The 14,675-nt window shown below is 41.4% G+C and carries 12 protein-coding genes; all 12 read right to left on the bottom strand.

Annotated elements, in window-relative coordinates; genetic code table 11:
- Positions 1–14 precede the first annotated feature (14 nt).
- The 12 genes from JW962_03525 to JW962_03470 all read right to left on the bottom strand — a co-directional run bounded on the left by JW962_03525 (position 15) and on the right by JW962_03470 (position 14,522).
- Positions 15–3,425 carry a DNA-directed RNA polymerase subunit beta gene (locus JW962_03525; GenBank protein ID MBN1374372.1) on the bottom strand — a complete coding sequence of 1,137 codons (3,411 nt, stop codon included), beginning with the start codon at positions 3,423–3,425 and terminating at the stop codon, positions 15–17.
- Between the two features lie 173 nt (positions 3,426–3,598).
- Positions 3,599–3,913 carry a hypothetical protein gene (locus JW962_03520; protein ID MBN1374371.1) on the bottom strand — a complete coding sequence of 105 codons (315 nt, stop codon included), beginning with the start codon at positions 3,911–3,913 and terminating at the stop codon, positions 3,599–3,601.
- A gap of 106 nt (positions 3,914–4,019) precedes the next feature.
- Positions 4,020–4,454 carry a hypothetical protein gene (locus tag JW962_03515; protein ID MBN1374370.1) on the bottom strand — a complete coding sequence of 145 codons (435 nt, stop codon included), beginning with the start codon at positions 4,452–4,454 and terminating at the stop codon, positions 4,020–4,022.
- Between the two features lie 29 nt (positions 4,455–4,483).
- The gene (locus JW962_03510) at positions 4,484–7,780 is read right to left on the bottom strand and encodes a hypothetical protein (GenBank protein MBN1374369.1); all 3,297 of its coding nucleotides are present in this window, start codon (positions 7,778–7,780) and stop codon (positions 4,484–4,486) included.
- A 13-nt stretch (positions 7,781–7,793) separates the two neighbouring features.
- The gene (locus JW962_03505) at positions 7,794–8,105 is read right to left on the bottom strand and encodes a hypothetical protein (GenBank protein ID MBN1374368.1); all 312 of its coding nucleotides are present in this window, start codon (positions 8,103–8,105) and stop codon (positions 7,794–7,796) included.
- A gap of 30 nt (positions 8,106–8,135) precedes the next feature.
- Positions 8,136–8,909, bottom strand: a complete 774-nt coding sequence (locus JW962_03500; GenBank protein ID MBN1374367.1) for a hypothetical protein — start codon at positions 8,907–8,909, stop codon at positions 8,136–8,138.
- A gap of 127 nt (positions 8,910–9,036) precedes the next feature.
- Entirely contained in the window at positions 9,037–9,348 is a 312-nt protein-coding gene (locus tag JW962_03495; protein ID MBN1374366.1) for a hypothetical protein, read from the bottom strand.
- Between the two features lie 28 nt (positions 9,349–9,376).
- On the bottom strand, positions 9,377–9,907 hold the full coding sequence (locus tag JW962_03490) for a hypothetical protein (protein MBN1374365.1): 531 nt from the start codon (positions 9,905–9,907) through the stop codon (positions 9,377–9,379).
- A gap of 306 nt (positions 9,908–10,213) precedes the next feature.
- A complete protein-coding gene (locus JW962_03485) occupies positions 10,214–10,417 on the bottom strand; it encodes a hypothetical protein (GenBank protein ID MBN1374364.1) in 204 nt (67 codons plus the stop codon).
- 69 nt (positions 10,418–10,486) lie between these two features.
- Positions 10,487–12,109 carry a chaperonin GroEL gene (groL, locus tag JW962_03480; protein ID MBN1374363.1) on the bottom strand — a complete coding sequence of 541 codons (1,623 nt, stop codon included), beginning with the start codon at positions 12,107–12,109 and terminating at the stop codon, positions 10,487–10,489.
- Positions 12,110–12,180: 71 nt separating this feature from the next.
- On the bottom strand, positions 12,181–12,465 hold the full coding sequence (locus JW962_03475; protein MBN1374362.1) for a co-chaperone GroES: 285 nt from the start codon (positions 12,463–12,465) through the stop codon (positions 12,181–12,183).
- A gap of 206 nt (positions 12,466–12,671) precedes the next feature.
- Positions 12,672–14,522, bottom strand: coding sequence for a ribonuclease J (locus JW962_03470; protein MBN1374361.1), 1,851 nt, complete (start codon positions 14,520–14,522; stop codon positions 12,672–12,674).
- Between the last annotated feature and the right edge of the window lie 153 nt (positions 14,523–14,675).

The raw sequence follows: 14,675 nt of genomic DNA, 5'->3' as shown, positions 1-14,675 counted from the left end.
ATATTCAAAAAATATTATTTATTTGTATCCAGTTCCGGTTTGTCTTCGGAACGCCACTCTTCTTTGGGGTTTCTTAAAAGTTCAACATTTAGACCCAACGAGTTAAGTTCACGAACAAGTACGGAAAACGATGCAGGGACTTTTACCACTTCAACCTTTTCACCACTAAGAATCGCTTTGTAAGCAGCCGATCGTCCATCTACATCATCTGATTTTATTGTAAGCATCTCCTGAAGTGTGTGTGCAGCACCATAAGCCTCAAGCGCCCATACTTCCATTTCACCAAAACGCTGTCCACCTCTATGAGACCTACCTGCAAGTGGCTGTTGCGTAACCATAGTGTATGGACCCGTTGACCTTGCATGAATCTTTTCACTTGCAATATGCTTTAGTCTCATAAGGTAACGCCAGCCCACTGCAACCTGCTGATCAAACTTTTCACCGGTTCGACCATCGTACATGTTTACCTTGTTTGTATCCGAAAGCCCTAATTCTTTTATTTTCCCGTTAAACCATTCCTTGTCATAATCTTCGAAACTTGGCATTGCCACATTAACACCTGCAGAATATGCTACGTTAGAAAAATATGTTTCCAAAATTTGCCCCAGGTTCATACGTTTTATAACAAGTGGGTTTAGTACAACATCAACTGTTCGTCCACCCTCGATATACGGCATATCTTCTGCCGGCAAAATCTTTGTTACAGTCCCTTTGTCACCGTATCGTCCGGCAAGCTTATCTCCAAATGAAACCTTCTTTGTGCTTGCAATCCAAACTTTAACCTGTTTAATTACACCTGCATTCAATCTGTCTCCTTTTTCCGAAGAAAGAATATGCACCTTAGTAACAACCCCGTCTTCTCCATAGGGAACTCTAAGCGAGTTATCGGCCACTTCTCGTGAAGGTTCACCAAAGATTGCACGTAAAAGTTTTTCTTCCGCCGAAAGTTCATGTTCACCCTTAGGTGCAATTATTCCTACCAAAACATCACCACCGGTAACATTTGCACCAACCCGTACAATTCCATTATCATCCAAATGTCTTAGAGCTCGTTCGGAAACACCTGGAATATCTCGAGTTATAACCTCCGGTCCCAACTTGGTCTCACGAACATCAACACTATGAGTACTAACATGAACCGATGTTAAAAGGTCATGTTTAACAAGCCTGTCAGATATTACAAATCCATCTTCGAAATTAAACCCATCCATAAACATGTAAGCAACCAAAAGATTTCGACCTATTGACAATTCACCGTTAGCCATAGATGGTCCATCGGCCAAAAGATCACCCTTTTTAACTTTATCTCCGACTGAAACCTTGGAAAGCTGTGTAAATGAAGTGTTTTGATTAGACTGTTTAAATCGAGTTAGCTTATATTTTTGCTTTTGGCGTCCTTTCACGGAAAGTTCAATTGTTTCTGCATCTACGTAAGTAATTTCGCCGTCAAAATCGGCATAAATTCCCCACCCGGATTCCTTCGCAACAAACCTCTCGAAACCTGTACCAACAATAGGTGCCTCAGGCGTAACCAAAGGAACGGCCTGGTTTGTCATGTTGGTACCCATTAGAAGCCTGGCAGAGTCGGTATTTCCGGCAAAAGGAATAAGGGCCAAGCTTGCACTTCCAACCTGGCTCGGCGAAACATCAACAATATTAAGCTCGTTAGCATATACGTTTCCAAAGGTGCCTTTGTTTCGAGCCGGGATTATTTCGGCAAGAATATTTCCGTGTTCGTCCTGCTCAACAGTTGAAGGCGCAGAAACCAATTCTAATTCCTGATACGGGTCGACCCATATTATTTTATTCGTAATAAAAGGTCTGACTAAAAGATCTTTACCTTTTAATTCCTTTTCAACAGACTTTACTATTTCGTTTGTAATTAGTTCACCTGCTTTTATAAGGATTTTAGAACCGGCTTTTATGTCTTCCCTTGGGATTCTATTTAAGATGCTGTCTTTACCAACACTAAGTGATGATTTTACTACTCTGTACATGACCTCAATAAACCCATAGTCATTTATTCTTGAGTACAATCCGAGGTGAGTAACAACACCAATGTTCATTTTTTCAGGAGTTTTTACGGGACACATTCGACCATATTGTGAAAAATGGATATCTCGAATTGAAAACGTGGCTCTATCGCTACTTACGCCACCCTGTCCACTTGCAGTAACACGTCGCTTGTTTTCGAGTTCGGCTAATATATTTTCCTGATCCATAAACCTTGAAAGACTATTTGTTCCTAAAAACATATCAACAACTGATCTTAATGGCTTTGCATTAACAACCTGCTTAGGATTAATTTTTGCGTCGTCACCATACATACTAAGTCGGTCACGAATATTCTTCTCCATTCGCAAAACGCCTTGTTCGAGCTGACTTACAAAAAGCTCACCTACACTTCGGATCCTTCTATTTGTAAGTGCGTCAATATCGTCAATCGGAGCATTACCGTTATTAATTTCAATAAGACGTTTTGAAATATCGATAATATCGTCAACAGTTAATTTGTAAAACTTTTCTTTTTCAACAAGCTTTTTCCCAAACTTTTTACACATTTGATACCTACCCACTCGGCCCAAGTAAAACTTTCTGGAATCAAAGAAAAGCCCGCGGATGTAACGGATTGCGGTTTGCACGCCAACCGTTTCGTCTGAACGAAGCATTCGATAAATGGTTAATGCGGCATCTTCCTGCCCTACAGTAAGGTCATACTTTAGACAAGATTCAATGTATTTTATTTCACCTATATCAACATCGGCAAAAAGTTCGAGCAGTTCACTATTAGAACCACGACCGAGTGCCTTTAAAAGCATTGTAAGAGGAATTCTTACGTTGCCCTGCATAAGTTTTATAAAAATAACACCTTGTCTATTTACAACAAACTCGATCCAAGAACCTCTCTGCGGTCTTAATTTCGCCATATACAAAGCCCTATCGTGAGTACTGTTTTTAGCCTCCATAAAAGAAACGCCCTCGGCTCTTATCAATTGATGAATAACAGCTCGAGAAACACCATTGTGAACGAATCCGCCATTTTGAGTGATTACGGGGAAATCTAGAAGAAAAATTTCTTTTTCTTTTACAATGCCCGTACGCTTGTTTGTAAGTCTAATTGTTGAATAAACCGGAGCATCATAGCTTAATTCCCGAAGAAGAGCTTCATCTTCGGTTCGGTTCGGTTCACCAAATCGAAAATCCAGGAATTTAACTTCCCATTTTGACCCGGTTGGGTCAGTAATTGGATTAACTAAAGAGAAAAGTTGGTCAATTCCTTCTTGCTTAAACCACTCAAAGGAGTTAAACTGAGCAACTAAAAGTGAAGGTGGATCAGAGATTCTTTTTACGAAACCAAGATTCACTCGTTCAACTTTACCTCTTCTCTTATAATTACCCCATGCGAAAGGTGTCTTAGGCGACATGAGTTAGATCAAGGTTAATTTATGACGCGAAACGATTAATAGGCGAACAAAAACTATACATACAAAAAAGCTTATCTAGTAATAGATCTACCATTTTTTAGTGATATCTCCCGAATTTGATATAGACTGCAAGGGGTATTTTATCAGAGTAATTATGCAATGTCAACACTTAACTACATGGTAAAGCCCGGGATACGAAGTACATCAAATCCTAAAGTTCGAACAACCATTACAGCAAGTAAAATAAGAGCCAAACCCATTAATGCGTTTACAATCATTTCCTGGCCTTCTTTAACCTTGCCCGGATCACCGCCGCTGCCAAGCATTTGGATACCGCCGATGATAATAAGTAAAGTCGCGATTCCCCCGCCAACCCCGATACTTATGTTCACGATCAAAGTTACCACGGACTTAGTATCTGTTGCGGTAATTGAACCGCTGGGATCAATTTCAGTCAGATATGTTACTATTTGTTGCCAAATTTTCATGCGCGTATTATACAGGATACAAGATACCTTTTCAATTGTACGATAATAATACATAGGGACAAGTTGTAAACATGTCTCTACGACACCTATCGGTGTTATTTATCACCTACCTCTTACTGTCATTTATGATTGTCTCGATATCTTCAACAAAGGCGTCAACTACCTGCGCCCACAACTCGTCGGACAAATCAGCCATTGACTTACCTATCTTTTTTTCCATTAAAACATCCATTAGTTCGTTGGTTTGGGTTGGAGAGAGACTTTCGGCAGCAATTTCAATATTTTTGCGCTCGTCCTCTGTAGTATTGTCGAAAATGTATCGCAAAAGCCAAAGGCCTAAAAGTGCCTTTGCTTGCTCGATAATTGCTTCTACCTCTTCAGCGTTTAAACCCTTTTCCTTTAATAAAATCTCTAATCTGTCGGTATCTGTTTGCATGGGAACAACAGTTTTGGCAAGCGCCGTAATTGATTCCTTTTCTTCGTCGGTCATTGCAACGCCGGTAAGAGCCTGCAACTTACTACTATAGTCGTTTAAGTCCATTTTTAGTGGGCAGTTAATTTAGATTCGTATTAGTCAAAAAGCACGCGTGCTTGTTCATTGGTCAACTTTAGTACATCTCCTGCAACTACCCTACCAGTACCAGGAGTACGCAACAAAACATCCAGCGTCTTTTGATCAATTCCATTAATAAACGCCACAGGGTCGGCTACCCCTCTGTTACGAAGGAAGTCTATGAATACATTCCTCTGTATAACAGCACCTGTAGGATTATACAAGTGTTTTGCCACAAACTGTGCAAACGGATTGCCCTGGGCCGCCAGATCTGGCCATAAATCCGGGATATCAGCACCCTTACGTGCCTCAAAAAGTGCTTTAAATCCTACGCCCGCACTATCTCCTTGACCCAACGTTACCTTATATCCATTAGCATCTGCCTCAAATGGAACAAGTCTGGTTCCATGATTACCACCCTGCTCAACGATAATGTCACCCGTAACAGTTCCGCCAGCAGGTGGAGTTTGGGGACCAGCGGGTGGAGTAACGCTTGGACCAGGTCCACCAATAATACCAGTAGGACCAGTCATTCTACTTGCGCGAATTCTTTGAATAGCCTTACCTCCAAGATTTTGATACTGCTTAGGAACCCATAAGCCTGCGGCCGCAGCACCAGTTACGACACCGGATACGAGTGCGGTCCAGAAATTCTTAGCCCTATCTTCCTTTTCAATCCATTTTCTGAATTCGGCTCTCCTGGCAGCTTTTTCTTCTTCGGAAAGGCCAGCAATAGTACCATCGGCAATCTCTTGCATTAATTTCTTGACTCTAGATTTGTTTTCCATAAGCCTGGTAACCTCTGATACCTTTTCGGCAGGAATCATTAATAATGACGCAATTACGCCCGCAAAATTTCCAAAACCAACAACCATTGCAGCACCACCGGCAGCTCCAAGTGCAAATGCACCAAGTCGCTTTAGTGCAACTTTAAATCTTTGCTGCTTTTCGGCAAGTCTATCTTTATCTTCGCCATGAATCCATGCGTTAAGTAGTTCCGCACCTGATCTTACAAATCCAACGATTGTATCCGAACCACCTCGTAATACGTTAAACGCCGCGTAAATACCCATAACTACGGCAAGCCCAGTAGCGACCGGAGCTCCTAATGTAGCTCCAATGGTTGTCATTACTGCGGCTGTAGCAAGTGCAAATGCACCACCGCGAACCAATTTTTGAAATGCCTCTTTGCTACCACTAATTAAACGTCCAAGCAAGCTTGTTTCGTTCTCTTTAATGATTCGAGCTTGTTCGGCAGGAGTAAGCCCAAGTTCACGAAGGGCATCGGCAAGTTGAGGATTCTTTTCAAGATCACGCAACGTTTTTGGAGTTTCACGCTTGTTTTGTGCCTGTGTGTTAAAGAATCGATCAGGTAACTGATCGATTGTGACACCCATAGCGCCTCCAGCGTTTGCAATTGCCCATTCACCAACAGCCTTAAGGAATCCATTGCCCATATTTCTGTCCTTACCTAGCATTTCCATGTACTTGAAAACAGCTGGCTGCAGGTTTGGAGGACAATAAGCAATTCCGTTAGCATCAACCGCAAATTCCCATCCGGAACCATCTGCCTTCATTACCATAAATTTGTCCATATCAACGAGAAGCTGCATCTTCATAAAGGCTTCACACATTGCTTGGTTAAGATCACCATCTGGAGTTTCCACGAGTAATTGCACATCGGGAAGCATATTAAACACATAATCAACCATGTTATTAATTCCTGGCGCAGTGCTATTTAAATCGGCAACGCCTAGTGCGTTAGCAAGATCTTGCATAACTTCTGGCATTGTCTTCCCATCCATAAATGCAATTATTTGTTCAATGTTCTGCGTTCCATTTATGTTTTTACCCTTTGTTACGGCAGCATCAAAAAGAATTGCAAACTTCATATTTTCTGAAATATGCGTGTTAGCCATAAGCGCACTTATGGCATTGGCTTTGTCAGCGGGGTTATTAGCATCGGCAATTTTCTTGGCTTCTGCAGTAACCTTCTGCATATCCCTAACCTTGGGATCTAAATCTGTATCTAAACCATAAATATTGCATAGAACTGTCTTTCTGAAGTCATTTCTATCTTTGGGCTTACTAAGATCAATATTTCTTAGTCCTTCGTACGTATAAATTTCTCGCCAGATAACATCAAGCGCTCTGGCCGCAGGCCCAACTCTTGATCCTGGTGTTGCAAGTCTATCGTCAATATCAACTCTTTGGTTAAATGGGCTTTTATTTAAAGCCTTTTCAAGTCTTTTGATTTCGTCAGCCGTAGGAGGTTTACTAAGCCCGGCCCTAAGATCAGCTACAAAATCCCTAGCCTTACCATCCCGGAAAAATCCAATCTGCCTATCAACCTTTTGACCTTCCAAAATCGGATCGGCAATTCTTCTACCAAACTCTTTACTGGCAGCATCTAGGGCGTTTTTCTTTACAATGTCCGAAGCAATATCAAGTCTTACGCCAAGCCTCGGATCGTCTGTAGACAGTGTATCAACTTGGGTTAATCTCTTTTCTCCGCGAACTTCTCCATATGTAGGAGTCATTGCATTTGCACTCTTTTCTATAATTTTGACCATTTGGTCTGCGTTAGCCCTACCATATTTTGCATCAAGAACCGCTTTTGAAGAATTTCTGTCCATAACATTTCCAGCCAAAACTGCACCTCGCATATCTTCGTCTGCCATAAGTCTTGCGGCAATTTCTTTTCGCTTTTTGTCAATGGCGGCAGTATCTGATGGATCTATTTGAGCAAGCTCTTCCCGCCCATGCAAATCAATGTCTGCTGTACGCCCGGCGGCCCATTGCTCTACAAGATTTGGTGCACCAGGAACCGTAGGCTGATTTGCAATATCTTCATACTCTGCACGCTTTGCATTATAGTGAAGCTGCGCATCAACGATTTGCTCAAGTGATTTTCCCCTTGTCTTTTTATAAAACCTTCTATCTAGGTTTTCTACTTCTTTGCCTGCAATAACGTGATGCTCCTCTATATTTTGGCTAAGTCTATGCCCAACCAAAGGCACCTTATCGACTACGTTTGCAGCGGCTTGGGCTACATTTCCACGAAGGGCGTCGAGCTGATCAACAACATTACCAACACCTGGTCTAACTCCACGTGCGACATTATCAACTGCATCGAAAGCATTGCCTATTCGTTGTGCAAGCCGACCTATTACTCTAACGGGCCTAAGGTTCTCGTCAATCCAGCGAAAAACATTCTCAGCAGGTCGTTGAACAACAGCATTGACTTCATTCATTACCCCACGAGGTCCACCCAAAAATTGTGGTACCGGACCCCTAATTGGATTTACTGCCATGCTCTATTTATTATTAACTTAAAGATTTAATTATATTTTCCATAATAGCGGTTTCGATAGTGTTCACGTTGGACACTATCTGTGCCTTTAATCTCAATGAAAGTCCGTCAATTGAAAGAATCTTAGCTTTATATTTACTAAAAGAGGCTTGTACAGACAAAAAATATTGTTCAACCTTTGAATCTATTTTTGCCTGTGCATCCTCTAAAATATCAGTAATTGGCTGAATGATATCCTCTGGCAATACCACTGAAAGGTTATTAAGAGCTTCCTTGACAGAAGGACTTATAACTGTACTTTTTGTTATGACGTTTTGCATGTTCATTTTGGCAGTTTAAACTTAAGTATAGACAAATTATGCGGCTGCTTGTGCAGTAGAACCCATGACTCTCCCAAACAAGTCTCTTACCGTTCTACCAATTATTACTCCAAAGGATTCACCAATAGGTACTTTAGGATCCATGCCTAATTTTTGTTTAACTACATCCAGTACAACTTCCTGAAACTCGTGTTTAATTCCGTTGATTGCATTTGCGTTACCCTTCAAATATGCATCAATTAGATCCTTGAACTTAGCTTCACGCGCACCCAACGCAGAATTTAATCCACCAAACAAAGCCTCCACTCCATGCCCAATTAGAGGTGCATCCACCAGATCTACTCCCACGAAGATCCCCAAAACAGCAAGATCCCTTAAAACTCCAACTGCCGTACCAGGAAGAGTTTTGCCCTGATCAACATTGAGAAGCCATCTTGCAACCTCTTTTGCATGATCCCAAAGACCCTTGTGAGCAGCTTGAGTTTCGCTCTCTATTGCAGCTGCAGCCTCTGCTGAAGCCCCATTTAATTCACTACGGAGCTCAGCTGTTGCTTGGTCTACTAGATCCTGTGCTTCTGGTGAACTTTCTGGTTGTTGTGCTTCCATTACAGGAGGTTGACCTTGAGCGGTTCGCTCAGATTGAGCCGGAGGTTGAGTTTGTGGAGCGGTTGGCCTAGCATCAACAGTCCCTTGTGCAGAAGGATTAGCATCAACAAAAACATTACCAGTACTTGTTTGAGCCGCTACTGATGCATCGGGTCGTTGCGAAAGGGTTCTCACTTCTAGTCCTGCAGACCAATTAGTAGTCATTTTCGTTATTGTATAAATTTAGCAGTTAATTACATTGCGTATTATAGCATGAAACACAGGAACCATGCAATGTCCAATACTCAAGAATATTAGAAAGTACCTTTAAAGTCAACTATCGAAGACGTCACTAAACTAACGTCTCAAGAATTTTATCAATCATCGCATTTTCAATTACATTAACGTTTTTAATAACTTCTGACTTTTCAAAAACCTTAAGCCCTTTTATTTGCAAAACAGTCCTCTTGTATTCGGCAAATGCTTCGTGCACAGCCAAAAGATAAGTTTCGATGTGAGATCTAATTTTTTCCTGACCCGTTTCTAAGATTTTCTTAAGCGGCTCCAGACTATTTTCCGGCAGAAGTTTAGCAAGATTAATTAGCGATTTTTTGGCAGGTCTCTCGATAACCACACTTTGATTTATTAGTTCTTGTATGTCCATTAGCGATATTTAAATTATCTTAGTTAGGTTAGAAAGAAGCAGTTGCAGCTGTCGATACAGTCTGCTGTGTCGCAAAAAGCGATGCCAGGGTTTTAACAATAATACCGGAAACCATTGTCCGATCACTTGTTTTTGTTGTCTCTTTATCTTTCCCAAGGTTAATACCAAGTGCTTCCGCAAATGCTCTAAACTCTGCCTCTGTTTTCCCATCAAGAAATGCTTCGACTCTAGCAAGCCCACTTTCGTACGTACTACCTGTAAATGCTGAATGTTTCATAAGATTAAGTGTCGCCTGTACAGATGTTTTACTTATTACCTCTTTAAGCCCAGGGATCCAACCCAGCGCAAGCGCAATTGCACTGGCAGTATCACTAACATATTTAAATTCACCCCCTTTCTTACGCTCTGATATTTCTGCTTCTGAAATGCCTTGATCTCTAAGCTCCTTTTCTTTCATTTTTGAATAAATTACATCGGTGGCTTTACCTACAACTGCACTTGAGGCCATGTCTATACCAGCAGAAATGGCTGTCCCAGCACCGGGAATCGCTAAGTCCACTGCATTAACAAGTACAGAAAGGTCTGCAACATCTACCCCAAGTGACGTTGCCCAAACAACAAGGTCAAATGCCAGACCCTTAGCATGATCTTTAAAGGAGGTTGTATCTTCGACGTTTAAAACCCTTCGCCAGTTCTCACCTATGGCTGTACCCCAAAACTCCCAAATACCTTTACGTGACTTTTGTACATCTGTTTCAACGTTTTCTGCGGCAGTTTCTGTTGCACCAGTAAGAGCTTCTACTAACTGCGTACCAGCATCTTCGAGCTCTACAGCTGCAGCGCCTGTAGATTTAATTTCAAATCCTTATTGAGCGGCCATTGCATCGGCCTTAATATCGGGCGGCAAGGACATTTGAATAAGCTTTTCTAATGGAGGCTCCGGCGCAATAGGCAAGACTTTTGCAGATGCTGACTTTGCGGAACCTGTCGGGATTGTATGCATGGCTAGTTGATATACTGAACTTATTTCCTGGTCCAATATATCATATCTGAGTACATCGCAAAACATTCCCTTTCATTATGCTACAACATTTGCCCTGTGTCATCAGTGCCTTAACCGGCAAAAGGAACACGCCGGTTACATCATGCCCATACCACCCATATCGGGAGCACCGGCAGAAGCCTTTTCATCTTCGGGTTCGTCGACGATTAATGCCTCGGTTGTAAGAAGCATAACAGCAACGGAAGCACCATGAATAAGCGCATATTTTGTAACCTTAGCAGCGTCAACAATACCCTCTTTAACCATATCGATAAATCGGTCGTTTCTTGCATCATATCCAATACCTTTTCCACATTTATCAACAACAACATCTCCATTCTTACCTGCATTTTCAGCAATCTGCTTAATAGGAGACATTAACGCCTCTTTTAGTATTTTGATACCGACAACTTCATCACCACGAAGTTCCTTAATATCATCGAGTTCCGAAACAACATCCAAAAAAGCAATACCGCCACCGGGAAGCACACCTGATTCCAAAGCACCACGAGTAGCATGCAAAGCATCGTCTACCCTATCTTTTCGCTCTTTAAGCTCGACCTCTGTAGCGCCACCAACGTTAATAACGGCAACTCCACCGGAAAGCTTTGCAAGTCGTTCTTGTAATTTTTCTTTGTCATAATCCGATGTAACAAGTTCCATTTCTTTTTTAATCTGAGCAACCCGTTCGGTTATAGCCTTCTTTTCACCACTTCCACCAACAATAATTGTATTTTCCTTTTGGACGATAATCTTTTCGCAAGATCCTAAATCCTCCGGATCAATTGATTCCAAACTTCTACCAGTTTCTTCGGAAATCACGTTAGCACCGGTTAAAATAGCAATGTCCTCGAGCATTGACTTACGTCTGTCACCAAATCCGGGAGCCTTAACAGCAACAACCTGAATTGCTCCACGAAGCTTGTTATATACAAGTGTAGCAAGTGCCTGATTCTCGACTTCGTCGGCAATAATAACCAATGGCTTTTTAAGTCCTTGTAAAATTCGCTCGGCAATTGGAGTAATATCTTGAATAGTACTTAACTTTTTGTCGGTAATAAGAATTGCAGGATCCTCAAGCTCGGCCTCAAGTTTATCGGTATTGGTCACAAAGTAAGGACTAATGTAGCCTTTGTCAAACTGCATACCTTCAACATAATCGATTGTGGTTTCCATTGTTTTGGACTCCTCAACCGTAACGACACCATCTTTTCCAACCTTATCAATAACATCCGCAATAAGTGCACCTAATGCTTTGTCGTTATTTGTACTTACAACGGCAACCTGTTCAACCTCATCACGAGTATTAATCTTTTTGGCATTTTTTTCGAGTTTATCAACAATAACTTTAATACCTTTCTCAACTCCGGTTCTAATCTCCATTGGATTGGCACCTGCAGCAATATTTTTAATACCTAACTGGATTATTGACTGAGCAATTACAACGGCCGTAGTAGTACCATCACCGGCAATATCACCGGTTTTGACAGCAGCCTCTTTAATCATGTCAACTCCCGCATTAACTAATGGGTCTTTGTTTTCAACACTTTTTGCAACAGTCACGCCGTCCTTGGTAATTTGAGGACCACCAAAGGACTTACCTATTGCTACATTGCGACCACCAGGTCCCAGTGTCGACTTTACTGCATCGGCCAAAAGGTTTGCACCCTTAAGAAGATTTTCTCGGGCACTATCACCATGAGTTACTAGTTTTGCCATTTTAAGATTTTAAAAAGTTATATATTACAGATTGCATGTTATTGGACAAGTCACAGACATGTCCTTACTAGTTATTGAATTACCGCAATGATATCGTCCTCCGAAATAACAACAAGCTTTTTACCGTCAAGCTCAAAGTCCTCACCTGCGTATTTTTTATACACTACAGTGTCCCCCTTTTTAACCCGGAACTCGCGCTTTTTGCCGTCTTTATCGATTCCGCTTCCCAAATCAACAACTTTAGCCTTACGTGATTCTTGCTTCTCGGTTTCGGGAACTTCCAGACCACCTATTGTTTTTTTCTCTTCAAGTGGTTCCAATAAGACTCTATGTCCGATAGGGATTATTTTTTCCATGGTTATTTAAGTAAAGTTATATGTTATACGTTTTACGTTATTGGCAGTTTAAATCCACGACTGCTATTTTAGTAAAGCCGGGTACAGTTTGTCAAGTTGGTAAGTTAGTTTCTGCCATCCACCAAAGGGCGGACAAGGAGACAGATCAGCCTTTGACTGAAGTTGGTAAGTTGGTTATTACTTTACTGTTTCACTACTTTACTATTTCACTGATCACTAACCGCCACAAACACTTCGGGGATCTTTCCAAGTTTAAATTCAATGTGTTTCTTGACTACGGCTACAATCGCCGCTTCCTTGGCACTGTTCTTGGAATTCAGCTCCTCCCTAACCAAAGATTCGAGCTCTTTAAATACATTATTCATATATGACTCAGGTGCAATTCCCTTGCTTGCAAACTTAATTTCACGAGAACTACTAACCTTGACTAACACTACCCCGGACTCAGACATATTCACACGTTCGTGCATTACCTGATCGTTTTTCTTCATAACCATTGATCCGTCAACCAAAACCGGCGAAACTTTGAGTTGTTCAACGGCAACCCAGTTGCGCCCGGTGTATTCCCACACCGTTCCATCATCAGCTATAAGAATATTTTCATCCTTGTATCCCCATTTTTTAAGAAGCTTTCCATGCTGCACCCTAAATGACAAATGTCCGTGTACGGGAAGCACATTTCGAGCTCTTACCAGCTCGGTCATTCTTTTCATATCATCTTGGTATGCATGCCCACTAACGTGTACGTCCAGAATTGCCTGATGCGCAACATCCGCTCCAAGCTTAATAAGCCCATCGATTACATGTTGTATAGCAATGGCATTTCCCGGAATCACCGATGAAGACATAATTACAGTATCACCTGGCTTTATCTTTATCCACTTGGAATCACTTCGCGAAAGCCTACTCAAAACTGACATCTCTTCACCTTGCGTTCCGGTAACAAGGAACAAAAGTTCAGAATCCTTGTATTTCCTCTCCTGCCTAGGATCGATAACCACGTCTTTGTGTGCCTGAATATATCCGGTTTTTACTGCAATATCATAGGTTTTACGAATACTACCACCCAAAAGAATTACCTTCTTCTTGAGTTTATGTGCAATATCTATAAGCGAATACACCCTGTTTATCATTGACGAGAAGGTTGCAACTATAACCCGCCCTTTAGCTTCTTTCACAGAACTTTCCAAAATTTTATAAATATCTTTTTCGGATTTACTTCTTCCTTCAATATAGGAGTTTGTACTATCGAGAAGTGCTAAAATCGGGTGCTTGTCTCCAACTGCTTTTATTAAGGAATAGTCTGTCGTTGGCTCATTTAATGGTGTATCATCGAACTTGTAATCACCCGAGAAAAATACGGCACCCGCCGGAGTATGCATTACAATTGTACTTGAATCGGGAATAGAATGCGTAACTCTTACAAACTGTGCCTTAATCTGACCAAGCGTAACAATTTGCCTTGGCGATACAGTCACTAATTTAACCTTGCCTTTTTCAACTCCCTCGACCCTATCATCAAAAATTGTGCTCTTAATCATTTCTATTGTAAAAGGTGGTGCGTAAATTGTAGGATATCCAAGTGATGCAATGTAATAAGGAAGCGCCCCAATGTGATCCATATGCCCATGGGTAACAAGAATTCCTCTTATCTTACGCCTATTTTCAACAAGATACTCAACGTTTGGAAGTTTTGCATCAACGCCATATGATTTGTCGTCACCAAAGCCCATTCCCAGATCAATTATTGCAATGTCGTCGCCATATTGAATTACCGTACAATTGCGACCAACCTCATCGAGACCCGAAATCGGAATAACTCTAAGCGCATTTCTTTGGGATTTGGGGCTGCCAGATATACTGCTTCGCGCAGCCCTGGACCTACCTTTATAAATATCTTTGTTCACAGAAAACTTTTTCCTACCATGATATACCGGTCCATCATACAAATTTCCTTTTTTATACCCGGGATCTTTAGGATTTCGCCTTTCCGGCTGAACTGGTACGTTTATATCCGCTACCTGTTTTATTATTTTGTCTAGATTTTCTTTTTCCATTATTGGTTGTTAATTATTAGTTATTGGTTGTTAGTTGTTAGTTGTTAGTTGTTGGTAAGTCGGTTACTGTTTCACTATTTCACTACCTTACTGTTTCACTGCTTCACTGCTTAATCGTCATCTGTTGCCCAGTATGTTCTCAGAGAACCCCTT

The sequence above is a fragment of the Candidatus Dojkabacteria bacterium genome (assembly GCA_016927995.1).
In the GTDB taxonomy this organism is placed as follows: Bacteria; Patescibacteriota; Dojkabacteria; order JAFGLO01; family JAFGLO01; genus JAFGLO01.
This window is presented reverse-complemented; position numbering and strand designations above follow the sequence as displayed.